Source organism: Neisseria sp. S1 (assembly GCF_048060015.1).
In the GTDB taxonomy this organism is placed as follows: domain Bacteria; phylum Pseudomonadota; class Gammaproteobacteria; order Burkholderiales; family Neisseriaceae; genus Neisseria; species Neisseria arctica.
This window is the reverse complement of sequence record NZ_JBLUPI010000003.1, coordinates 155,825-179,476: the sequence shown is the minus strand read 5'-3', so window position 1 is coordinate 179,476 and position 23,652 is coordinate 155,825. Positions and strand designations below refer to the sequence as shown.

General features: G+C 46.1%; 23 protein-coding genes, 1 CRISPR repeat array and 1 riboswitch. Of the genes, 5 read left to right on the top strand and 18 right to left on the bottom strand.

The window, feature by feature from the left end; all coding sequences use genetic code 11:
• Positions 1 to 24 precede the first annotated feature (24 nt).
• The 7 genes from csx16 to ACEPPX_RS03595 all read right to left on the bottom strand — a co-directional run bounded on the left by csx16 (position 25) and on the right by ACEPPX_RS03595 (position 5,615).
• Positions 25 to 315, bottom strand: a complete 291-nt coding sequence (csx16, locus tag ACEPPX_RS03625) for a CRISPR-associated protein Csx16 (RefSeq protein ID WP_416622973.1) — start codon at positions 313 to 315, stop codon at positions 25 to 27.
• A 119-nt stretch (positions 316 to 434) separates the two neighbouring features.
• Positions 435 to 713 (bottom strand): hypothetical protein, encoded by a 279-nt coding sequence (locus tag ACEPPX_RS03620; RefSeq protein WP_416622972.1) that lies wholly within the window; start codon positions 711 to 713, stop codon positions 435 to 437.
• Positions 691 to 1,695, bottom strand: a complete 1,005-nt coding sequence (cas1, locus tag ACEPPX_RS03615) for a CRISPR-associated endonuclease Cas1 (protein ID WP_416622971.1) — start codon at positions 1,693 to 1,695, stop codon at positions 691 to 693. Before cas1 ends, ACEPPX_RS03620 begins: the two co-directional genes overlap by 23 nt.
• Positions 1,695 to 1,973, bottom strand: a complete 279-nt coding sequence (cas2, locus tag ACEPPX_RS03610) for a CRISPR-associated endonuclease Cas2 (protein ID WP_416622970.1) — start codon at positions 1,971 to 1,973, stop codon at positions 1,695 to 1,697. Before cas2 ends, cas1 begins: the two co-directional genes overlap by 1 nt.
• 24 nt (positions 1,974 to 1,997) lie before the next feature.
• A CRISPR array of direct repeats spans positions 1,998 to 2,591; the repeat unit is 36 nt; unit sequence GTCTTAATCCCCGATTTTATGGGGCTTTTTTTAAAC.
• A gap of 55 nt (positions 2,592 to 2,646) precedes the next feature.
• Positions 2,647 to 3,660: a hypothetical protein gene (locus tag ACEPPX_RS03605; RefSeq protein WP_416622969.1), complete on the bottom strand. Its 1,014-nt coding sequence runs from the start codon at positions 3,658 to 3,660 to the stop codon at positions 2,647 to 2,649.
• Between the two features lie 243 nt (positions 3,661 to 3,903).
• Positions 3,904 to 5,223 (bottom strand): ammonium transporter, encoded by a 1,320-nt coding sequence (locus tag ACEPPX_RS03600; RefSeq protein ID WP_416622968.1) that lies wholly within the window; start codon positions 5,221 to 5,223, stop codon positions 3,904 to 3,906.
• Between the two features lie 53 nt (positions 5,224 to 5,276).
• Positions 5,277 to 5,615, bottom strand: a complete 339-nt coding sequence (locus ACEPPX_RS03595; protein ID WP_047761390.1) for a P-II family nitrogen regulator — start codon at positions 5,613 to 5,615, stop codon at positions 5,277 to 5,279.
• A 462-nt stretch (positions 5,616 to 6,077) separates the two neighbouring features.
• Here ACEPPX_RS03595 and ACEPPX_RS03590 point away from each other — a divergent pair, with 462 nt between their 5' ends.
• Positions 6,078 to 6,923 carry a GNAT family N-acetyltransferase gene (locus ACEPPX_RS03590; RefSeq protein WP_416622967.1) on the top strand — a complete coding sequence of 282 codons (846 nt, stop codon included), beginning with the start codon at positions 6,078 to 6,080 and terminating at the stop codon, positions 6,921 to 6,923.
• Between the two features lie 112 nt (positions 6,924 to 7,035).
• Here ACEPPX_RS03590 and gcvP read toward each other — a convergent pair whose 3' ends face one another.
• From gcvP to gcvT, 6 genes are all read right to left on the bottom strand, one after another.
• Positions 7,036 to 9,876 (bottom strand): aminomethyl-transferring glycine dehydrogenase, encoded by a 2,841-nt coding sequence (gcvP, locus tag ACEPPX_RS03585; protein WP_416622966.1) that lies wholly within the window; start codon positions 9,874 to 9,876, stop codon positions 7,036 to 7,038.
• 78 nt (positions 9,877 to 9,954) lie between these two features.
• Complete coding sequence (locus ACEPPX_RS03580; RefSeq protein WP_416622965.1) at positions 9,955 to 11,151, bottom strand: MFS transporter; 1,197 nt, start codon at positions 11,149 to 11,151, stop codon at positions 9,955 to 9,957.
• Positions 11,152 to 11,197: 46 nt separating this feature from the next.
• The gene (locus ACEPPX_RS03575; RefSeq protein WP_416622964.1) at positions 11,198 to 11,758 is read right to left on the bottom strand and encodes a DNA-3-methyladenine glycosylase I; all 561 of its coding nucleotides are present in this window, start codon (positions 11,756 to 11,758) and stop codon (positions 11,198 to 11,200) included.
• Between the two features lie 57 nt (positions 11,759 to 11,815).
• On the bottom strand, positions 11,816 to 12,508 hold the full coding sequence (locus ACEPPX_RS03570) for an aspartate/glutamate racemase family protein (protein ID WP_416622963.1): 693 nt from the start codon (positions 12,506 to 12,508) through the stop codon (positions 11,816 to 11,818).
• 216 nt (positions 12,509 to 12,724) lie between these two features.
• A complete protein-coding gene (gene gcvH / locus ACEPPX_RS03565; RefSeq protein WP_047761396.1) occupies positions 12,725 to 13,108 on the bottom strand; it encodes a glycine cleavage system protein GcvH in 384 nt (127 codons plus the stop codon).
• A gap of 101 nt (positions 13,109 to 13,209) precedes the next feature.
• On the bottom strand, positions 13,210 to 14,307 hold the full coding sequence (gene gcvT, locus ACEPPX_RS03560) for a glycine cleavage system aminomethyltransferase GcvT (RefSeq protein WP_416623013.1): 1,098 nt from the start codon (positions 14,305 to 14,307) through the stop codon (positions 13,210 to 13,212).
• 266 nt (positions 14,308 to 14,573) lie between these two features.
• A riboswitch (glycine riboswitch) is annotated at positions 14,574 to 14,665 on the bottom strand.
• Positions 14,666 to 14,921: 256 nt separating this feature from the next.
• Here gcvT and ACEPPX_RS03555 point away from each other — a divergent pair.
• From ACEPPX_RS03555 to ACEPPX_RS03540, 4 genes are all read left to right on the top strand, one after another.
• Positions 14,922 to 15,407, top strand: coding sequence for an Lrp/AsnC family transcriptional regulator (locus ACEPPX_RS03555; protein WP_047761399.1), 486 nt, complete (start codon positions 14,922 to 14,924; stop codon positions 15,405 to 15,407).
• 268 nt (positions 15,408 to 15,675) lie between these two features.
• Positions 15,676 to 16,257, top strand: coding sequence for a DUF1415 domain-containing protein (locus ACEPPX_RS03550; protein ID WP_416622962.1), 582 nt, complete (start codon positions 15,676 to 15,678; stop codon positions 16,255 to 16,257).
• Positions 16,254 to 16,610 carry a YbaN family protein gene (locus ACEPPX_RS03545; RefSeq protein ID WP_047761401.1) on the top strand — a complete coding sequence of 119 codons (357 nt, stop codon included), beginning with the start codon at positions 16,254 to 16,256 and terminating at the stop codon, positions 16,608 to 16,610. The genes ACEPPX_RS03550 and ACEPPX_RS03545 overlap by 4 nt, the downstream gene beginning before the upstream one ends.
• Positions 16,611 to 16,838: 228 nt before the next feature.
• On the top strand, positions 16,839 to 18,257 hold the full coding sequence (locus tag ACEPPX_RS03540) for a sodium:proton antiporter (RefSeq protein ID WP_416622961.1): 1,419 nt from the start codon (positions 16,839 to 16,841) through the stop codon (positions 18,255 to 18,257).
• 90 nt (positions 18,258 to 18,347) lie between these two features.
• Here ACEPPX_RS03540 and ACEPPX_RS03535 read toward each other — a convergent pair whose 3' ends face one another.
• The 5 genes from ACEPPX_RS03535 to ACEPPX_RS03515 form a co-directional block, all read right to left on the bottom strand.
• Positions 18,348 to 18,671, bottom strand: coding sequence for a heavy metal-binding domain-containing protein (locus ACEPPX_RS03535; protein WP_047761403.1), 324 nt, complete (start codon positions 18,669 to 18,671; stop codon positions 18,348 to 18,350).
• Positions 18,672 to 18,819: 148 nt separating this feature from the next.
• A complete protein-coding gene (locus ACEPPX_RS03530; RefSeq protein ID WP_047761404.1) occupies positions 18,820 to 19,629 on the bottom strand; it encodes a sulfite exporter TauE/SafE family protein in 810 nt (269 codons plus the stop codon).
• 155 nt (positions 19,630 to 19,784) lie between these two features.
• Positions 19,785 to 20,537 (bottom strand): CDP-diacylglycerol--serine O-phosphatidyltransferase, encoded by a 753-nt coding sequence (gene pssA, locus ACEPPX_RS03525; RefSeq protein ID WP_416622960.1) that lies wholly within the window; start codon positions 20,535 to 20,537, stop codon positions 19,785 to 19,787.
• Between the two features lie 100 nt (positions 20,538 to 20,637).
• The gene (locus ACEPPX_RS03520; protein ID WP_416622959.1) at positions 20,638 to 22,149 is read right to left on the bottom strand and encodes a surface lipoprotein assembly modifier; all 1,512 of its coding nucleotides are present in this window, start codon (positions 22,147 to 22,149) and stop codon (positions 20,638 to 20,640) included.
• 84 nt (positions 22,150 to 22,233) lie between these two features.
• Positions 22,234 to 23,541, bottom strand: coding sequence for a transferrin-binding protein-like solute binding protein (locus tag ACEPPX_RS03515; protein WP_416622958.1), 1,308 nt, complete (start codon positions 23,539 to 23,541; stop codon positions 22,234 to 22,236).
• Between the last annotated feature and the right edge of the window lie 111 nt (positions 23,542 to 23,652).

The window sequence follows — 23,652 nt, the reverse complement described above, 5'->3', positions numbered from 1 at the left end:
TCTATTTTCCTTTTTCAGACGGCCTTATAAAGCCCGTACATCAAACCGCTGCAAACGGCAGCCCAAACGCTCCATCTCCTCAACGGAATATTCCGAACCACGCCTTGATTCCGTTTGAGGCAGGGTTAAAAAATAAAAAGCCGCACCGCGCGCGCATACTTCGGCTGCCAAATGCAACGGCAGCGTACCCAATACCACGTCGCCCGGCCGCACATACACCGGATCCAAATGGCGCACAAAACGATCCACACGCCATTCCGGCTGCTGCTTCATCCACTCAATGGCTCCCTCATGACGGGATACAAAATAAATCATAGCCCTTATGTATCTACTGAAAATAAAAACATATTCTACCCGGCAAAATTGCCAAAAACAGCACAGACAAATTTGTGACACCGATACCAATCGTCTACACAGGCCGTCTGAAACAACCCTCAGCCCGAATCAACTATCGACAACCAAACCCCTTCCGGCATCCAATCCCCTCCCAAAGCACGGCACACACCGCCCTGAGGCAAGCAATACGCCCGCAAATCATCCTCCTTCGGATCCAGTAACGACATCAAGCCCTGCATACAACATTCAAAATCCTCACGATGTCCGACCAGCAAAAACACACTGTTTTGCAACGGCAAAGCATAGCCGCACACAAAACGGTAAACACGCAGCAAACGGCGCGGGCAGGCAACATCATACGCAATCAGCCACCGCATCATCCACCCGATATATTTCAGACGGCACCAACACCGCTTCATTACCTTCGGCGGCATATCCCAAATCACGCAAAAGCCCTACGCACAAACTATAAAGCAAAGGCCGCCATTCCTTGGCTGCCCTCTCATAAGCCGGATAAAAACGCATTCTTCCTGCTTTCCCCATTTCGCATGCCTCGCCGCGCATCAAAAAATCCTCCGGCCTCAGCACGCCTCCGGCAAACAAGCCCGCCGCCCACTCATCATAAAGTGGGCGGACAGACTCAAGCAAATCACTGGCCAACGACTCCCGCCCATGAGCCACCGTATGGTAAAAGCCCAAAAAAGGATCCAACCCAACCAAATAAATCTGCCGCACCAGCTCAAAATGCAACATCGTATAACCCAACGAAAGCACCACATTGAAAGCATCTTTCGGCGGACGGCGGTTTCTGCCCGAAAAGCCCAAAGAAGGCGGCAACACCACAGCCAAAGCAGCAAAATAATGTGCCGCGGCCGCACCCTCCAAACCGCGTAAAGCTCCGATATCCGACGCCCGCTCCGTTTGAGCGGCAACCGTACGCAATGTCTCAATCATATTGTGCAGCCGTGCCCGCCAGCTTTCGTTTTCCGCCGCAAACTTTTCCAATAAGGCCAGCTGCCGCCCCACCTTTGCCGCCACCCATAAGCGCGCCATCTTCAAACAAAACGCCGTATCCTGTGCCAAAGCAAATTGAGCCGCGCGCCGCTTCACATCTACCCTCAAGCTGGGCATCATCAATACAGGTTCGCGCTTACGCCCTCCCAATACCAATACACCCACCCCCTGCTCGCCCAACTTGCCCAATACCGCAGCAGACAGTAAAACGTTTCCCCTGATGCATACCCTTTCCAGAATCCGTAAAGGTACCGTCGCCACCCTTTCATCACCATCGTACAACACCAAAGCCGCCCCATCGGCCCGTAAAGTCAAACCCTTTCGATCGATAAACAAAACAGTCATCACACCACCATAAAGACATCAAAAGCCAAAGGTTTCGCAATACCAAACAAAACAGGCGGCTCGCTTTCAGACAAACGAACCACCTGCAATTTATCCCCACTGGCAATCATATTAGGCAAGCGCCGGCACAAATCTGCCAACTCGCCTGCCGTGAGCCAACACTCGAATAACGATTTTTGTCCGCCTACGGCATAACCGCGCAGTATCTCCCTTACCCGGCGCCGCATGCGTGCATCCGAAATATCATAGGCAAATAAATATAAATGCCGTTTAGCCATCATTTCCCCTTGTTAAGTTTTAAAGATTCAGACCCCGATTTTATGGGGCTTTTTTTAAACGTCGAAAAAAATGAAATCTGAAAACCAAATGCGTCTTAATCCCCGATTTTATGGGGCTTTTTTTAAACTCAATACGCCTTGATAAATATAAAAAGGATTAAAAGTCTTAATCCCCGATTTTATGGGGCTTTTTTTAAACAAAATGAAAAGCCTGTACAGCAAGCTGAAAGGCGTCTTAATCCCCGATTTTATGGGGCTTTTTTTAAACAGGTATCATCTCTACAGAGAGTGCCTCGAAAATGTCTTAATCCCCGATTTTATGGGGCTTTTTTTAAACTTGTAACGGAACAATATGCTGACGGTACAGAACTGTCTTAATCCCCGATTTTATGGGGCTTTTTTTAAACCCATGCTGCATTTAAATCAAGAAAACCTGAAGTAAGTCTTAATCCCCGATTTTATGGGGCTTTTTTTAAACAGTGAACGATACCCACTTAGTATCACGGTGGACGGTCTTAATCCCCGATTTTATGGGGCTTTTTTTAAACGTTCAAAAGCTGCTAGAAGAGAAAATTCTTTTGCGTCTTAATCCCCGATTTTATGGGGCTTTTTTTAAACTTTTACTTTTGCCCAAGATACCGTCGCATACGCTCTCGCCGTTGATCCGTCCTATTTAAAACAAAGCTTCCAGTCTAAACAAAGCACCTATATGGTGATCTCGTTTGGCACTTCGGTCATTGTAATAATTTACTTCGGTTTGTGCATACAACCAATCGCGGTAAATAGGCTGACGGTAACCTGCAAAGGGGCCATAGCTATTAATATCGGCTTTTTTACTTTTAATTGGGCCACCTGCGTAAAGCCCGTAATTAAACCATTTACCGGGTGCCAAATCATGCTGGCGGTACAGACTATTGCCCCAACTCCATGCTTCATTACCATCGGTATGGGTATATTGGGTGTGCAAATGGTTTGCAATAAAAGGTTTGCCCGGTGGAGCTTTACGTATTTCGAAATTGGTACGGGCATAATGCTCGCTGTCAATTCCATAACGGTAAATCTGCTCGACCGAAGTAGTATAGTTATTCGCCAACTGCCAATTTTTCCCTGCCTTTACACGCGCATAAAGATCATCACCGGAGCGGATACCTATGTCAAAATCCGTGTCCAACCCTGTAAGCCTAGATATGTCCGACCACCGTAATGCTAAGGAAGAATTATTTTCCCGTGTACGGCTGCCGTTGAAAGTTTTATCCGGATCATTGTTTTGCAAACCATCTTTACCTAAATGGGCATTGTCGGCCATTTGATTATCTAATTCATCATCACCGAACACTACGCTTAGTTTTCTCTCCAACACGGGCAGCTTGACACGGCCTCTAATCCGCGGCTTTACCGAAAAATCATCGTATTTATTCCATTCGGTATCCACAAGTATCCGCAGAGTAGCCGTAGCGGGATTATTCGGATCCGGTGCTCCAAACCAACCGTCCATTTTCTCTGCGATACGGTCTACTCCTTTACTGATGCCATCATGTTGTTTATCAACCCAGTTGCTCTTTTGCTGCTCGATCGGATTGGAAACGGTATCAATGCCCTTGACAGGAGTATTTTCAGCCCATGCGGTCATACTGCACAACACTAAACCCAAAGAAAAAGACGGTAATATTTTTACTTTTGCCTTCATAGTTGCACCCTCTGCCTATTATTTTGATTCACAGTGTAGAACATATCGTTTTTATCTTGCTACTTACTGAAAAATCATTATTTTGTTTATTTTCATAAAAGAGTATAACGCTGATAAACCTATATGCAAATACTACCTATTTATAGACTAATTGTTCCGTATGATATCAGAGGCCGTCTGAAATTTTTCAGACGGCCTCTTCTTCAAACAAACCCAAAAATCAGCACTATTAATTAATGTTATTTATTCGACACGCTCGCCGTGTACATTCAAATCCAACCCTTCACGCTCAACATCTCGCTCGACACGCAGTCCTCCGCATACCAAACCGACTGCCTTCAAAATGATCAAGCTCATCACGCCGCTGTATATAACGGTAGTCAGCGCATCTTTTACTTGGATAAACAACTGGCTGCCTATGGTCGTGTCTCCGCCAAAAATTTGGTTACTAAAAAATATACCTGTTAATACGGCACCCACTAAGCCACCGAAACCATGAATGCCAAAAGCATCAAGCGAATCGTCATAGCCCAATTTGTGTTTCAATACAACTGATGAAAAATAACAGGCAATTGCGGTCAATATACCAATCCACATAGCTCCTTGCGGATCAACAAAACCGGCGGCCGGGGTAATGCCCACCAAGCCGGCTACAGCACCTGATGCCAATCCCAAAGCTGATGGACGGTTACCGGCAATTTTTTCACATACCAGCCAAGCCAATGCTGCAAATGCGGCAGCGATTTGGGTAACCGCCATCGCCATTCCCGCCGAAGCATTGGCAGCCACTGCAGAACCAGCGTTAAAACCAAACCAGCCTACCCACAACATGGCCGCACCGGTAAGAGTTAAAGCCATATTATGCGGAGGCATGGCTTCTTTACCGTAACCGACACGTTTACCCAAAACCACGGCGGCAACCAAACCTGCAATACCGGCGTTGATATGCACTACCGTACCGCCCGCGTAGTCAAGTACCCCGCCCTCACCCATAAAACCACCGCCCCATACCCAGTGAGCCGTCGGCACATACACCAGCATCATCCATAAACCTGAAAAAAGCATCATGGCCGAATACTTCATACGCTCGGCAAATGCACCCGTAATGATGGCGGTTGAAATAATAGCAAACGTCATCTGAAAAAACATAAATACGGTTTCCGGTATGGTTCCCGCATTAGGCGATACCGTCAGCATTTCTTTGTGTATATCCACACTCATACCGTTTAAAAACAACCGTTCGAAACCGCCGATAAAAGCATTGCCGGGTGTAAATGCCAACGAATAACCCGCCACCATCCACAACACGCTTACCAAAGCCGCAATTGAAAAACTGTGCATCATAGTGGAAAGCAGATTTTTCTTACGCACCATACCACCGTAAAACAAAGCCAAGCCCGGTAATGTCATAAATAACACCAAAGCGGAGGAAGTCATAATCCAGGCGGTATCACCTGAATTAATGGCAGAAAAAGGCTTCCACCAATCTGCCGTATTCTGCGCCATTGCCGCTGCCGGCAGCAGAGAGAAAGCCACTACCGGGATTTGTCGAATTATTCTCATGATATTTTCCTTTTAACAACCGCCTAACGCCCACACAATAAAATGAAATTTAATTACACAGCAACTTCGCCCGTTTCTCCCGTTCGGATGCGTATCACCTGCTCTACCGGTGTTACAAAAATCTTACCGTCACCTACTTTTCCTGTGCGCGCCGTTTCAATAATCGCCTCTACCGCCCGTTCCACCTGCTCATCAGGCAACACGATATCAAGCTGGATTTTAGGTAAAAAATCGACTGCATATTCTGCACCACGATAAACTTCGGTATGGCCTTTCTGGCGGCCAAAACCTTTCACCTCACTCACCGTCATCCCCTGAATTCCTATATCACTCAAGGCCTCGCGCACATCATCAAGTTTAAACGGCTTGATCATCGCAGTAATTTTTTTCATTGCCCTCTCCTTTTAAAAATGTTGACAATTTTTACGAAAATCCATGCCTCGAACATTACTGCCAAAGTTATTTTTTCGCAAGAGTATTGTTGACAATTTTCATCATTAAAAAACTATTTAGCAGGATTATGCGTTAAATTTCACCCACGCCTTTTGTTAAATAATTTCATCAAGCAAAAATATAAATTTATCTGTCTGTTTTTATATTTTTTTGAATGAATATTCTTTTGAACAGACGAACAAATGGAAAATAACATTATGATTTTTCATTATAGTAAATAAAAATTTCAAAATTTATTTTCTATTTTTAAAATGTTTGCAGTATCACAATGTTGGAAAACAACATAGTCAAATACATATTCATACAATATTTTGGAGTAAGGCGGCACTCAGGTATAATCAACATTTCAGCCTTGTGCGCTTTGGCACACTATTCTCATTTCCTTTATCAGAGAACCTGCTATGTTAGTCTGCAATCCGTATGAAATTGTGATTCACGGCACCACCAGTAAGGGCAAAACGTTCCGCCCCAGTGATTGGGCCGAACGCTTGTGCGGTATTTTGTCTTCATTCGACAAAGGCAACCGGCTGTCATATCACCAATGGGTGCGCCCGATTTTGGTTGATAAAGTCCGCTGCGTAGCAGTGGATAAAAAATTGGAAGAAATCAATCCGGCCATGTTCCGCTTTTTGATGGACTTCGCAGCCGATAATGACTTGCGGGTTATGGATTGCCAAGCTCTGATGGCAGAGCGGGACCAACAAGCCTCAGCAGAAGCAGAGCTGTCTTTGGCTAAGGCCATTCAGGAAAAGCAAGCCGCCGAAGCAATGCCCGCCAAAGAAGAAGTTGGAGACGTATCCAGTACTTTGCGAGAAATTGGTGCGAATGAAACCGCCGTGGCATTTGCCGCATTAAGCGTGTTGCGCCCAATGCTCACCGATGTCAACCGTTTTGTAGAACAAGTCAATAATCTGCAACGGAATCAAGGTTACCGCCTGTTGGGTGTTTTTGAAGAAGGCAAAACCAATGCCGTAGCGGTTTGCGGTTTCCGAGAAGAAATCAATTTAGTGAGCGGCCGACATATTCATATCGACGATGTGGTTACCGTACCCCAAAGCCGCGGCAAAGGCTACGCCGCTCGCCTGCTCGAAGCCGTGCGCAAAATTGCCGAATCGGAAGGTATTCCGCAAATCCATATCGATTCTAATGTAGGTACGGAGCGCGCTTCCGCACACCGTCTATATTTTGAAAATGGTTTTGAAATCAGCGCACATCATTTTGTAATGAAGCTAGACCAACCAAAATAAGATAAAATTACAATAAAATGTTTTATCTCAATTCCGAACACACATTTATTTAAAAGTTTAAAAAAGGCCGTCTGAAAATATTTCAGACGGCCTTTTATTCAGCACTCAAGAATTAATCTTCGTAATTCTCAATACTCGGGCAAGAACAAACCAAATTACGGTCACCATACACATCGTCCACGCGGTTCACACTCGGCCAGAATTTGTTTTCACGCACATAAGATAACGGGAAAACGGCTTCGTCACGGCTATATGCGCGGTTCCATTCGCCGGTAACATTGAAAGCGGTATGCGGCGCATTAACCAGAGGGTTGTCATCCTTCGGCCACTCGCCGTTTTGTACTTTCAACGCCTCGGCCTTAATCTGCTTCATAGCGGCAATAAAGCGGTCAAGTTCGGCTTTGCTTTCCGACTCGGTCGGTTCGATCATCAATGTACCCGGCACAGGGAATGACATGGTCGGCGCATGGAAACCGTAATCCATCAAGCGTTTGGCGATATCAACTTCGGTAATGCCGCTTTCTGCTTTCAAAGGACGCAAATCGATGATGCACTCATGCGCTACCCGTCCGTTTTTACCCGTGTAGAGTACGGGGTAATCGCTGCTTAATTCATGGGCGACATAGTTGGCATTCAAAAGAGCCGACTCGGTTGCTAAACGCAATCCGTACTTACCCATCATGGTGATATACATCCACGTAATCGGCAAAATGCTGGCCGAACCGAACGGAGCGGCAGAAACCGCACCCATGCCTTCGGTCGCACCCGGAACCGGTGCGACACTATGGCTCGGAGCAAAAGGCGCCAAGTGTGCTTTCAAACCGATAGGGCCCATACCGGGGCCGCCACCGCCGTGCGGAATACAGAAGGTTTTATGCAGATTCATGTGCAACACGTCTGCCCCCACTTCCGCCGGCTGCATAATGCCGACTTGCGCATTCATATTCGCACCATCCATATATACCTGCCCGCCGTTTTCATGAATGATACGACAAATATCGCGGATACCCTCTTCGTACACACCGTGGGTAGACGGATAAGTAATCATCAGCGCGCCTAACGTATCTTTATACTGCTCGGCCTTGGCTTGCAAATCTGCAACATCCACATTGCCCGCTTCATCCGTATTGACCACAACAACCTTCATACCCAGCATTTGTGCAGTGGCCGGGTTGGTACCGTGGGCGGAGCGCGGAATCAAACACACATCACGCCCCTCCTCTCCACGGTCGGCATGATAGCGGCGAATCGCCAGCAAACCCGTATACTCGCCTTGCGCACCTGAATTGGGCTGAATCGCAATAGCGTCGAAACCGGTAATCGCCTTCAATTGGTTTTGCAAACCCTCGATCATTTCCAAATAGCCTTCAGCCTGATCTTTCGGGGCAAACGGATGCAAATGTGAGAATTCCGGCCAAGTAATCGGCAGCATTTCTGCGGTTGCATTCAATTTCATGGTACATGAACCAAGAGAAATCATACTGCGGTTCATGGCCAAATCGCGTTCTTCCAGTTTTTTCAGGTAACGCAGCATTTCATGTTCGGTATGGTAGCTGTTGAATACCGGATGCTGCAGGATCTTATCTTCACGCAATAAGTTTTGAGCCAAACCGACAGTAACCTCTTGAGGCAAAGTAGCGGCTTTACCGGTAAACAGCTCGGTTAACACAGCAAAATCACCCGCACAAGACTCTTCATGGAAAGCAACTGCCAACCGGCTGTCACCAACACGGCGCAGGTTAAAGCCTGCTTTTAAAGCATTTTGGTAAATTTCGTCAGCCTTGCCGCCACATTCAACCAACACGGTGTCAAAGAAACTTTGGTGAACAACTTGCAGGTTGCCGGAAACCGCAGCCGCAAAGGCATTGGCCATAGCATGGATACGGGTGGCGATACGCTTCAAACCTTCCGGGCCGTGATAAACGGCATACATACCGGCCAAATTAGCCAGCAATACTTGAGAAGTACAGATATTGGAATTGGCTTTTTCACGACGGATATGCTGCTCACGGGTTTGCAACGCCATACGCAGGGCGGGCTTGCCCGAAGCATCTACCGATACGCCAATAATACGGCCGGGCGCGGAACGTTTGTCGGCGTCTTTAAATGTAAAATAAGCCGCGTGCGGACCGCCGAAGCCCATGGGTACACCGAAACGCTGGGTATTGCCCAAGGCGATATCCGCTCCTAAAGAGGCAGGCGACTTCAGCAAAACCAAACTCATTACATCGGCAGCCACTGCCACTACCGTGCCTTTTTGTTTCAAATCGGCAATCACACCGGATAAATCGGCCACATCACCGTCTTTACCGACATACTGGAACAAAGCACCGAAATAATCGCCTTCGGCAGCACTATCCAAGCTGCCCACCACCAATTCAAAACCAAAATAGCCGGCGCGGGTTTGCATCACGTCCAAAGTTTGCGGATACACACGCTCGTCTACAAAAAAGCGGTTGGATTTTGATTTGCCCACACGCTTGGCCATCGCCATTGCCTCAGCGGCAGCAGTAGCTTCGTCCAGCAATGATGCACCCGCCATTTCATGGCCGGTTAAATCGATACATACTTGTTGGAAATTCAATAATGCTTCCAAACGCCCTTGGGCGATTTCTGCTTGATACGGAGTATAGGCGGTGTACCAGCCGGGATTTTCCAACACATTGCGTAAAATCACATTCGGCAGTCGGGTCGGATAATAGCCTAAACCGATATAACTTTTATTGATTTTATTTTTAGATGCAATGGCCTTTAATTTTGACAAAGCGTCTGCCTCGCTGACCGCCTCGGGCAAGTCAAGTTCGGACGGCATACGGATACTCTCGGGTACAGTATTGTCAATAAATGAAGCCATATTCTGCTCACCCAAAGCCGCCAGTAGTGCCGGCTGATCCTTCAGGCTGATATGGCGGCCGATAAATTCTGTTGAGTTGAATAAATCTTTGAAATTCATTTGTTTTTCCTCTGTTGTTTCACAATACTGCAGTATAAGCCGTCTGAAACTTTCAGACGGCATTTATTCATTACCATGTTAACTGTGCTGCTTTGCCATCATGGTTCTCACCATGCCTTTGCCCGCAATCAATAGCGCTAATACCTGCACGGTAAACAAAGCTGCCACCACACCATGCCAACCGCTGTAGCGGTAAGCCAAACCGCATAGCCATGCACCCACGGTACCGCCGCTGTAATAAGCCATGTAGTAAAGCCCCGAGGCCAGCGAGCGTCCTTCGGTTACATTAGCAGCAATGTAACTGATGGTTGCCGCTTGGGTAATAAATACCCCCGACGACATCAAAGCCAATGCAACAATTACGGCCGGCAGCGGCGGCAACAAAGTCGCCGCCACGCCCAATACCGACAGCCCCACCGCCATCATTACGGTGCGTGCGCTGCCAAAGCGGTTGATCAGCTTGGCAGAAAGCGGCGTAATCACCATACCGATCAAATACACGGCAAACAGATTGGCCAACTGACCACTGTTAAGCGCATAGGGTTCGTCAGCCAAATAAAGGTTGATATAAGTAAAACAGCCTACCAGCGAAAACAGTACGCAAGCACCCAAAGTACAGGACGTTATCACGTAGCGGTTATGCAAATGCCCTGCCAACGTTTGTAAGGCCATCTGAATATTCGGTTTCGGTACAAAGCGTTGCGAAGGCGGTAATTGCATCCAAACAAAAAACGCACTAACCAAGCTTAACGCCGCCATCACGTAAAAGGCCGGCCGCCAACCTATCCATTCGTTTAAATGACCGAGCATAAAACGCCCTGAAAAACCACCCAATACCGTACCCGACACATATAGCGACATCAACCTGGCCATCACCCTACCGCCGAACTCTTCACCCACATAGGCAATCAGCACCACGGTTATGCCTGGAACCGCCAATCCCTGCAAAAAGCGGTAAGCCATCATAGCCTCTATTGACCGGACTCCTGCCAGCAAAGCTGTCGGTACCGCTAAAAACAGTAACGAACCGACAATAAATACCTTGCGCCCGAGCGCATCGGAAAGCATACCCATAAAGGGCGACATTAAAGCCACACCCAACACCGTCGCCCCTACTGCCAATCCTGCCTGTACTTCACTGGCATGTAAATCACGCACCAAAACGGGCAAAATTGCCTGGATCGAATATACTTGTAAAAAAGCAAACACGCCGATTAATGCGATGGCGAGCATCAGCAGTAATTTCGGATTATCGTCTTGCTTGGGTAAAGACATAGTGTTTCTTCGTTAACAGTTATATGTTTCAGACGGCCCGCATTACCTAGGCTTCAAGTTTGGCTTCCGACCATTTCGGTTTCGCCGCCAAGGTTTTTTCATAAACCGGACAACCGGGCTCATGTGCCCCGGGTAGATAGCCTGTACTCATTAAAAATTCATTCACAATCTCGCCGCCCACAAATTTAAATTGCTTTTTAAACAGTTTCACCCAAGCTTCTTTACTTCGTGGATGATGAGCATCCAGCCATTGCTTGAAAGAGCCGTATTGCTGTTGCAGCAACAAAATCTGGCGCGCATTGTAAATAGCCGCATCCACTTTCAAACGGTTACGCACAATACCCGCATCGGCCAAGAGACGCTCACGATCCGTCTCGCCGTAAGCCGCTACGGCTGCAATATCAAAGCCCGAATAAGCCGTCTGAAAAGCCACCTGTTTTTTCAGGATCAAAGTCCAACTCAAGCCTGCTTGATTAATTTCCAACACCAACCGTTCAAACAACTCATTGTCATCCTCAATCGGAAAACCATAGGCATGGTCATGATAATGCTTGTTCGGATTATCGGTATCCGCCGGCAAGGCATTGGCATAATCGCAATAACTCATTTCCCACCTTTTTTACGGTTTGGCTATTGCCTTCGCCGCACAATCACTCTTATAGGCTTAATTCTGCAAAGCAAAATCCACGGCTGCCCGGGCATGAATCTCAGCGCTGTCGAACACCGGAAGCGGGCTGTCCTCGGGCTGTATCAGTAAGCCGATTTCCGTACATCCCAATATGACAGCCTGTGCGCCTTGAGCCTTCAGAGCCTCTATCGCTTCCACATAATAAGCTTTAGCTTCGGGCAAAATGCGGTTACGGCACAATTCTTCAAAAATAATACGGTGGATTTCACCTTGTTGGGTTTCAGACGGCACCAAAGTTTCAATACCCAAACTCTGCATCCGCCGACTATAAAAACCGTCACTCATGGTAAAGCGCGTACCCAGCAGACCGACAGTTCGCATATTTTCGGCTTTTAGCGCACTGGCAGTAGCATCAATCAGGTGCAACAACGGAATATCAACCGCCGCCTGAATATCATCAGCCACTTTGTGCATGGTATTGGTAGCCAACAACAGCACATCGGCACCAATATTTTGTAATTTGCGCGCACTGTCAGCCAACGCCTGCCCGGCTCCGACCCAATCACCGCTGCGCTGCATAGCGGCAATACGCTCGAAATCAACACTGTGCATCACGATTTCAGCATTGTGATTGCCGCCCAAAAGACGATTAATTTCACGGTTGATGATTTGATAATACAATACCGTACTTTCAGGGCTCATGCCGCCGATAATACCGATAGTTTTCATCTTAACTGCCTTCATTCCAAACGGCTCACGGTATAATTCCGCCCCGCCTTCATATCAGATTCTGAAACCTATACAAAAACCGCACTGCCAGCAATAGCGTGAAAGCACTCTGTCCGTCTGGTTGGCAGCCCAGTACCGTTTTTATAAAGATAACAGCCCTAAAAATAAAAAGCCGTCTGAAAACCGGTTATCGTTTTCAGACGGCTTTTTCAATACTTAGCCAATCTCAGCCGCATATTGTTCGGCAGTCAACAGGCCGTCTAAAGCTGTAGCATCGGCCGGTTTGATTTTGAAGAACCAGCCCGCGCCGTAAGGATCGCTGTTGGCCGTTTCGGGGCTGTCTACCAACTCTTGATTGACTGCAACAACTTCACCGGCAATCGGCGCATAAACATCAGATGCGGCTTTCACCGACTCCACCACACCGGCTTGGTCTTCGGCTGCCAAATTGGCACCCACTTCGGGCAGTTCTACAAATACGATATCGCCCAACAACTCCTGTGCGTGATGAGTAATGCCCACAGTTACCGAACCGTCGGCTTCCGCACGCAACCATTCGTGGCTAGATACATATTTCAATTCTGCTGGGATATTGCTCATGGTGTGTTCTCCATTGTTTTCTTTAAAAGGGTTGAGATAAAGCTGCTTTACCTAGAGAATACGGCTTTATCAGGTCAATAATATTTCAAACGGATGTCGGCTTAATCAAACTGCTTCTGCCCGTTACGCACGAACGGCAGTTTCAAAACGCGCACATCCACTTCTTTGCCTCGCAAAATTACTTTGGCGGTGTCGCCCGTATCTTTCGGCACGCGGGCAATGGCGATAGATTGTTTCAGACTGGGCGAGAATACACCGCTGGTGGTAATCCCTTTGCCAAACTCGGTAACGACTTCCATACCTTCGCGCAATACGCCGCCTTTTTCCAGCAGCAGGCCAACTTGTTTTACATCCACGCCTTTTTCTTTCAAAGCCACCAATGCGGATTTACCGATGAAATCGCGGGTTTCGTCCTTCAGGTCAACCGTCCAACCCATACCTGCTTGTAGCGGGCTGGTGTCGTCGTCCATGTCGTGGCCGTAGAGATTCATACCCGCCTCCATACGCAATGTATCGCGCGCACCCAAACCGCAAGGCTGTACGCCTGCTTCGCGCAAGGCATTGAAAAATGCAGGGGCTTCGCTGCCGGGCAAAATCACTTCCACGCCGTCTTCTCCCGTATAACCGGTGCGGGCGACAAACCAATCGTTACCCAAATCAGCACCTTGGAATACTTTGAGGTTGTTAACGGTATCTGACCATTCTGGTTTAACTGTCAGCAGTTTTTCAATGGCTTTAGGACCTTGCACGGCCAGCATGGCCAAATCGTAACGTGGAGTGATTTCGATACCGAATTCCTCGCCCACTTTGGCAAATTGTGCCAAGTCTTTTTCTCGGGTTGCGGCATTGGATACGATACGGTAGGCAGTTTCGGCTTCGTTAGCGCGGTACACAATCAAATCATCCATCACACCGCCGCTTTCATTCAGCATGGCCGAATACAGGGCTTTTCCGACAAAACCCAGTTTAGCCACATCATTAGCGAGCAGTTTTTGCAGCCACGCTTTGGCTTGCTCACCACGAATATCGGAAACCAGCATATGGGAAACATCGAACATACCGGCATCTGTGCGCACGGCTTCATGTTCGACAATTTGGGAACCATAGTTTACAGGCAGCTGCCAGCCGGCAAAATCAACCAGCTTACCGCCAGCCTCTTGGTGGGCAGAGTAAAAAGGGGTGGTTTTCAGGGTAGTCATCTCAAGTTTCTCCATATTTTCGGTCATTCCACAATTGCCGGAACACAATTCGGATTAGAAGCAAAAGCGGCACACATCGGATCCATTGCTGCCTTTAATTTGCCCTTAATTAGAAAATTCCGTAACTGAAAGAATGAAAACAGCATAGCAGGCCGCTGCGTTTGATTACACGCGCCCCTATCTGTCCTGATACCTGAGATTTTCAGCCGCGAAAACGGCTTTCTCCCCTTCGGTGGGCGCAGCCGCGCCACTCTCCAGATTTTTGTTGACAATATGCAGTCCTTTTACCTGAGCGATTTAAGGGTGTCTGCGCCTTCGGTGGTACGCTCTCAGACGTACACTCTCCTGCATATGCTTTCGGATTATGGCTGTATTTTGGCAACGCCGCAAGGCCTGATTTCCAAAACTTTACAAAATAATTTTACAAAAATTACTTTTAAACCGTTATTACTCAAAATCACAACATGCCGCCGGATAACACTACCTTAATCATACATTATTTTAAAAAATTAATTTTTTTAAACTATTGTATGTTAAATTAAATTAGAATATATTTAAGGACACATACATACTGGCATGTATGCCAAAATAGAAGAAGAAATAAGGAATCGAAAATGGCACAAATCACTTTAGATAAAACCGATCTCAAGATCCTCCAAGTCTTACAGGAAAACGGTCGTCTGACTAATGTCGAACTCTCTGAACGTGTGGCACTCTCTCCCTCCCCCTGCCTACGCCGTCTGAAACAATTGGAAGATGCGGGTATTATCCGTCAATATGCTGCCCTGCTTTCTCCGGTTGCCGTACAACTCGGCTTACAGGCTTTTATCCGCGTGTCTATTGATAAAGCCAGTGAGTCACGCGACCAATTTGCCTCTGCTATACAAACATGGCCCGAGGTACTAAGCTGCTTTGCCCTAACCGGAGAAACCGATTATCTCTTACATGCGTTTTTCACAGATATGAACGCATTCTCTCATTTCGTATTAGAAACACTCTTATCACACCCGGGTGTGCAAGACGCAAAGTCCAGCTTTGTCTTAAAAGAAATCAAAAATACAACTGCTCTGCCCTTGGGGCACTTAAACCAACAAGATTAAAGCCTTATTCTTACCATGTATAACACGACGGCGTGAACCGTCGTGTTTTCTTATTCCTTATAAATCATGACAACCGCTAGATCATTTTATTTTCAGACGGCCTCCAGATTCTCTATAAAATACATACATTAACTTTTAACGTCTTTTCCCACCTTTAATAGCATTCCTTTTTTGATTGCTACAGCTCACGCAATCATTTGGTAATAAATCCTAGCTTTGTTAAAATAACCAGCCCATATTCAAGCACTTCAAACACATTAAGATACCGATGAATGCCGACGACCAAACCATAATCCGACATACCTTAGTTTGGCTTGAAAAAGCCGTAATCGGATTAAATCTCTGCCCATTTGCCAAAGCACCCCATGCCAAAGGCCGTATCCGCATCAGCGTAAGCCACGCCAAGCATTTAGACGGTTTTTTAGAAGATCTTGACCGTGAATTACAATTTCTCGCAGAAACTCCAGCTGAAGAAACCGAAACTACCTTACTGGTACACCCAACTCTATTTGCCGACTTTTTGATTTTTAATGATATGCTGGATTTGGCCGATGCAGCCATTACCGATAACGGACTCGAAGGCATCATACAGATCGCACCGTTTCATCCCCGCTTCCAATTCGAAGGGACTTCTCCCGACGATATCAGCAACTATACCAACCGTTCGCCCTATCCTACCCTTCATCTTATTCGCGAAGACAGCATTGCTAAGGCAACCGAAGCTTTTCCCAATGCTGCGGATATTTTCGAACGCAATATCGCCCTTTTAGAAAATATGGGGCATGAAGGATGGCGTAAACTTGAGATTCCCACTTGTCCGTTACATTCCAAACAAACGGAAACCACATGATACGCTGGCTATTTGCGGGCTGCGGCATAATTGCCCTGACTCTGGGCATTATCGGAATTTTTCTACCCATACTACCCACTACTCCTTTTGTTCTCCTTGCTGCCGGCTGTTGGGCGAAGTCTTCCCCTCACTTTCATCATTGGCTAAGCAGACATCGTTACTTCGGCCCTATCATTAAAAATTGGGAAACCCGTCGGGCCATTCCTAAAAAAGCCAAATATTTGGCCTTCAGCATGATGGCTTTTTCATGTTTGCTGCTATGGGTACGATTTCCTATGCAATGGTGGATAGCAATCGCTACAATGGTTTGCATTTCGGTAGCTTTTTGGATGTGGCGATTACCGGACGCTTAGTCAGTCCCTATCCTTTCAAAAGCACCAAATCAGCTATCCAATTTATTTTTATAAGTTTTTTTAGCCAACCAATTAAATAAAACTGCAAAATTGTCGGCAAAAACGGGCAAGTGCAGTATAATGCGGCCTTTCCCTTTACAATTTCCGGGATAAATTAAAATCAACAAGTTAACTTTTACAGAGGTTAACACATCAATTTCGATTACCCTTAACGGAAAAGGATAGCCGATGCGCCTTCACAACGCTCTTATCCCCATGCTGCTCATGCCGCTGTTTGCACAAGCCGCCTCTTTTGACGGCGCCAGCCTAAGCCTGATTTGGGGTCTGCCCTTTGCCCTCATTTTGCTTTCAATCGCCTTATTTCCATTATTGGCGCCACACTTTTGGCATCATCATTTTGGTAAAGTGACGGCCTTTTGGACCATACTCTTTTTGATTCCGCTTATTATTTTTTATGGCTTCGGTGCCGCCGTGCATACCATTGCACATGCATTGATCGAAGAATATATTCCTTTTATCCTGCTTTTATTGGCACTCTATACCATATCGGGCGGTATTTTGGTTTGGGGTAATTTACACGGCAGTCCTAAAACCAACACTACTATTTTGGCTATCGGAACCGTTTTGGCATCATTAATGGGCACTACAGGAGCTGCCATGCTCTTAATCCGTCCGTTACTGAAAGCCAACGATAACCGCAAACACCGTGTACACGTGGTGGTTTTCTTCATTTTCTTAGTTGCCAATATCGGCGGTGGCCTCACTCCTCTGGGTGACCCACCTCTGTTTTTAGGCTTTTTAAAAGGCGTAGACTTTATGTGGACGGTGCAACACATGCTCCCTCCCGTATTTATCAGCGCTGCCATTTTGCTGGTTGTGTTCTACTTGCTAGACAGCTATCTGTATAAAAAAGAAGATGAAGTCAGCGATACGGATCCGACTCCCGACAGCCCGTTGAAAATCTTCGGCAAATGGAATTTCCTACTGCTTTTGGGCGTAGTTGGTTCGGTACTGATGTCAGGCTTGTGGAAGCCCGACCATCCCGGTTTTGAAATTCTCGGCAGCACCTACCAATTGCAAAACCTAGTACGCGACCTGATTTTACTTGCTCTCGCCGGTATTTCCTTAGCAATTACGCCCAAGCAAGTTCGCGCGGGCAATGAGTTCAACTGGGATCCTATTTTAGAAGTAGGTAAACTCTTCCTTGGTATTTTCATCACCATCGCCCCTGTATTGGCAATCCTTAAAGCCGGCGAGGCCGGTGCGTTCCGCGGCTTGATTTCAATGGTACACGATGCAGACGGCAACCCCGTCAACACCATGTATTTCTGGATGAGCGGCCTACTTTCAGCTTTCTTGGACAATGCTCCTACTTATTTGGTGTTTTTCAATATGGCAGGTGGAGATGCCCAGTCACTAATGACCGGCCCGCTGTTCCATTCATTACTGGCTATTTCTATGGGTTCGGTATTTATGGGGGCTCTAAGCTATATCGGTAACGCACCGAACTTTATGGTGAAATCAATTGCCGAACAGCGCAAAGTCAAAATGCCGAGCTTTTTTGGCTATATGGTTTGGTCCTTCGGCATTCTGGTACCCATATTCATTTTGCACACTTTTATTTTCTTTGTTTTCCAATGGTTCTAAGCAAATAAAAACACCATAGAAAAAAGGCCGTCTGAAAAAATATTCAGACGGCCTTTTCACTTCCTACACAATCACAATCGGCTTAGTATTTTACTTGAGCTTCACTGCCGTGCCACTCACGCTCACCATCATCATCATCGAACCACTTTGGCCGATAACTTCATAATCAATATCCACTCCGACCACGGCATCCGCACCCAGCTTACGGGCATACTCCTCCATCTCCGCAAAAGCAGTTTCACGCGCATTACGCATTTCACGTTCATAAGCACCGGAGCGGCCACCGACAACATCTCTAATAGACCCCAAAATATCTTTGAAAATATTGCTGCCTAAAATAGCTTCTCCGACAACAATATCCAAATATTCGGCAATCTCGCGGCCTTCAATAGTGGGCGTGGTGGTTTTCAACATTACAAATTTCCTTATAAATCACTTAATGTACAATTAAACATGGCTCCAATACTCTCTTTTTCAAGACGTCATAACGTATTTAAAAACCAACTCATCCAATAAAAAGCCGCCTAATTAAGGCGGCACGATGTAAATACCTTTCCTTTACTCAGCCCCACATTTTCCAAAGCATTTGCGCAGCAATAACCAAAAGTAATAGACCAAAAGCCAATTTCAACTTTTCAGACGGCAGCTTATGCGACACCTTCACACCCAAAGGAGCAAACAATACCGTGGCCACACTTAAAACTACTACTGCAGGCAAATACCAAAATCCCAAACTGCCGGCCGGCAATCCCGCTACACCCCATCCGGAAATCAAATACCCCAATGCACCGGCTACGGCAATCGGCCAAGCCAAACCAGCAGAAGTGCCCACGGCACGATGTACGGGCACATTACAGTACAACATGAAGGGCACCGACAACGAACCGCCGCCAATCCCTACCCAGCTGGATATTAAGCCAAAGAGCGCCCCTACGCCGCTCAATCCCATACGCTCAGGCAAATGCCGACTGGGTTTAGGTTTTACATTGGCCAGCGTACGCAAAGCAATCACTACGGTAAATACAACAAAAAAGATTTGTAACGCACGGTTAGAAATAAACTGAGCTAATATCGCACCCAATACCACCCCCGCCACCATGCCCGGAGCCATATTACGCACAATATGCCAATCTACTGCCCCTTTACGGTTTTGTGCCAACACACTGGAGAAAGTCGTAAACACCATCACAGCAAAAGAAGTACCAACGGCAATATGCTGGGCATGCGATAACCCCTGCAATCCTTGAAGCTGCAACACCCACAACACCACCGGCACAATAATCATACCTCCGCCGATACCCAGCAAGCCTGCAATAAAACCTGCGAAAGCACCTACGGCCAACATGGCTAAAATAATTTCAATGGTCCACATATATTTTCAGGCGGCTCCTCACCGCAACTTAACAGACAACCACTCAGGCCGTCTGAAAAAAGCCGCTCCATCAAAATGAAGCGGCCCTACAAATCCCGTACAAAACCCAAAAAACAGCCGGTTAAAACCATTTCCACCGGCTGCCAGCCTTGCACTTATTGGCGCTGCTTCCACCATTTGTAGCCGAACATCGCATAGCCCGACAAACTATAGCCCAAGAAAAACAGAAACAGCACCAAAGAAGGCTCCATTGCCACTACCAACAGCAACAACATGGCCAAAATCATCGCTACAAAGGGAACTTTCCGGCGTACATTGATTTCTTTGAAACTCCAAAACGGAATCTGCACCACCATCGACAAACCGGCAAACAATGTAATCAATAAACAGAACCACTTAACGCCGGGCAAACTTTCATAACTATGGTTAACCCATATCAACCCCACCACCAATGCCGCGGCAGTCGGGCTGGGAATACCAATAAACCAACGCTTGTCCACCTTACCAATCAGCGTATTAAATAATGCCAGACGCAAAGCTGCACATGCGCAATAAATAAACGCAACCGAATAACCGATTTTACCAAACTGCCAAAGTTGCCATTTATAAGCAATCAACGCCGGAGCCAATCCGAAACTCACCATATCGGCCAAGCTGTCAAGCTGCTCACCAAACGCACTTTGACTATTGGTCCAACGTGCCACACGGCCATCCATCCCGTCAAGCAGCATGGCGATAAACACTGCAACTGCTGCCGTTTCATAATGACCGTGCATAGCTTGGGTAATGGCGAAAAATGCCGAAAACAACGCCGCTATCGTAAAAGCATTTGGTAACAGATAAATGCTGTTTTGCCGAAGCTTGGCGCGGCGGCTGAAATCGGGGGAATTAGAATTTTCCGTTGACATAATCTCCTCAGGCCGTCTGAATCTCCACAGTTGAAACAACCGTGAAGCAAAAAGGATACGAACGGTTGATTATACCGCATATCGACATGATGCGCGGCTACTAAAAAGTCTTATTGAATTCAACAAATAAACGATTCTTTTGATAAGTATAAAAAGGATCGTTGCTGTTATTGCGCTGATGAGAAAATGTCAATCTCGGAGTAATACCTCTAAAGTAAACTGCCCGATGCCATATCGAAATAGAAGCCGCCAACTCAGAATCTTGTCGCCTATCATTTTCACTAAAGAAACTTGGTGCTTGATAGCGGCGTTTTGCATACCCCACTTGAGCACGCCCAGACAACCCTGAAGCCCACTCATATCCTAAACCGGCTCGTACCCCATAGCGGTTAAAACTATCACTTTTATCTTCCGGATTACGCTCCTGATAATGATCTCCGCCTAATAGCCAATATTGTTTAGCAGACGGATAATACATCCAAGATATTCCTATCAGATGTGACTTACTATCGGATCTTTCCCGTTGTTGGTTTTTCAAACGACTCATCTCTCCTACCGTGGCTAGCTGAAGATTTGATAACAACCAATGATTCCAATAGCTTCTGATCCCATTGGTGTAACTATAAGCATCATTTCCATACATACGCCGCTCATGAAAAGGTATCACACCCAGATCGTTACGGCTATCTGCCCAGCCTATTCCCGCACCGATACGCATTGTCAAATCATTATAACGGCTATAAGAAGGATAATCCTTACCGGATAAATCTGCAGTAAATTTAAAATAGTAACCGTTACTTAAAGAAAACTTTTTATCTGCACCCGCCTGATAACTTAAAGCCAATGCATCAATAGGCTGATCAAAACGCCACCCACGATAACAATCATCATTCGGATCCTCTGCTTTGGCATCCGCGCATTGATTCTGCTCCAAATATTTACCTAAATATTGCTGTTGCGGAGCCTGATTTATATTACTTTCACGTATCACACTGATACCGGCATATGTCTGCCAAGCATCACGCTCACGCAACGCTTGCCGATAATGTTCAATGCCTTCACGCACAACTTCAGGCAGGCTTTCCGCCTGCAAACGATCAAATTGATCCGCCGCGGCCTCATTTTGCTGATCTTCAAATAAGGCCTGTGCCATTCTGAAGCGCAACATAGGAGCGTCAGGTTCTGCTGCAACCAATTCACGATATAGCCCTACTGCTTCATTTACCCTACCCTCAGACTGAGCCAATACGGCTTGGGCAAATTTTGCCAAACCTTCATTATGCTGCGGCCACATACGGTAAACAGGCAATAACACCTTAATCCCAGGAAAGTTTCCGGATGCAACGGCAGATTGCATAGCTCGCTCCAGTAAAGCAGGATTATTCACTAAATCTGCCTCATTCACTTCAATTACTGGCATATCTTTTGTAACAGCCTCCACATGGCGATACTTGCCTAGTTGAGGCTCAGGTATATTCAGTTTGAGTTCAGGCGTATTCTGGGGAAGCCCCACATTATTTGCCTTCGGAATAGTCTCCGCTATTACAACTCCGCTACTAACAATATAAGTCAGCCCTAAAAACAATACCGATTTGAATATTGACTTATTCAAAAATGATATCCCCCCTTAAAGATAAAAACACACGAAAACAAGAAAAACCGCTTGAAATCAAGCGGTTTTCTAAATCAACCATTATTATTGACGCTTGGCACCATAGCCGCCGATCAGCTGCTGCTCCTTACCGCTCAGACCGTAAGTACCGCCGATCTCCGCAACAGAAGCACCTCCGTAAAACTTACCATTCAATGTACCGCTCAAAGTATTGTCAGCTGTATTGACCGTACCTTTAAATGAGTTTTCATTATTTCCCCATTTGGCAGTTCCCGTTAAGTTATATTTATCTGCAGGTGTGGAAACACGTATACCGTTTTGAGCCTTATGAATTTGGGAATCGCTGGTTGCAAAGCGAATACCTTTTTTCGCAAAGTCCGCTACAGCGGTTACCTTAGAAGTCAGTTGGTGATTGCCTTCTTTATTAACTAAGTACGCCGTTGAAATACCTTTGTAGGTAGCAGTACCACTGGTAGGCATAGCTCCCGTACCTGTTTCATCACCTAAGCTCTGATAACCATGAGTAATGCCGTTTTTCGCATCAATATAGTGCGTAAATGTTTGGTATGTCCAACCTGCAGCCGCTGGATCATGAATAACCATACTCACACCGTTTGCGAATTTTAATACATAAACACCATCAACAGCTTTATCAAACATCAAACCATTGTGATCTTTCTTAATGTAATTAAGATTATTTAATAAAGTATCTACTTCAGCTTTTAAGCTTATATCCCCATTATAATCAGAAGAACCAACTGAGGAACTCTTAATAATACCAACATTGGGCGTAGAGTATGTTAATTGTTGATGTTGTTTATCAGTGAAAAAAACCACGCCATCAACAATAACTAGCTCATTTTTATTTTTACGGCCCGTCTCATCCAAATCCAATATCAAACTACGAATTAAACCAATTTGCGTATCAACCAATGCAGGCTTGCCATCCACTTTTCTCAACTGCATATGAGGGTTATGTTGCTGGGCACTTTCCGATTTAATAAAGTGAGTATGCAACGGTACAGGTAAATTCAAAGCTGGCAAACTATTATTATCTTCAATGCTATCCAAATTAGTATCGGCAGTATTACCGCCTACATTATTATTTTGAGCTAATGATTCCGCCGCTTTAAGCAATTCTAACAATTTGTCTCTACTGGCCTTAGGAACCAGGCTCTTTTGAGCATTACTAAGATTTGTATAGTTATTTAATACGGCTTTCAATGCTTCCGTATGCTCTACAGTTAGATCCTCAGCACTCGGTAAAGCCTCAATTTGATCCATCACTTGACGTACTTCCCGAGCATTTGCAAGCAACTCTGTATTTAAAGATGTCCCACTTGCGCCACTACCTCCACCACCGCCTCCGCAAGCGGTCAAATACGGCTGCACAAATTGCTGTCATGACTATATTTCTGATAGGCGTTTTCGATCCCATAATATCCTCTTTAAATATTAAAAACTCAATGCAGAGCAAAAGCTTTTCTAGCTAATCATTACAAA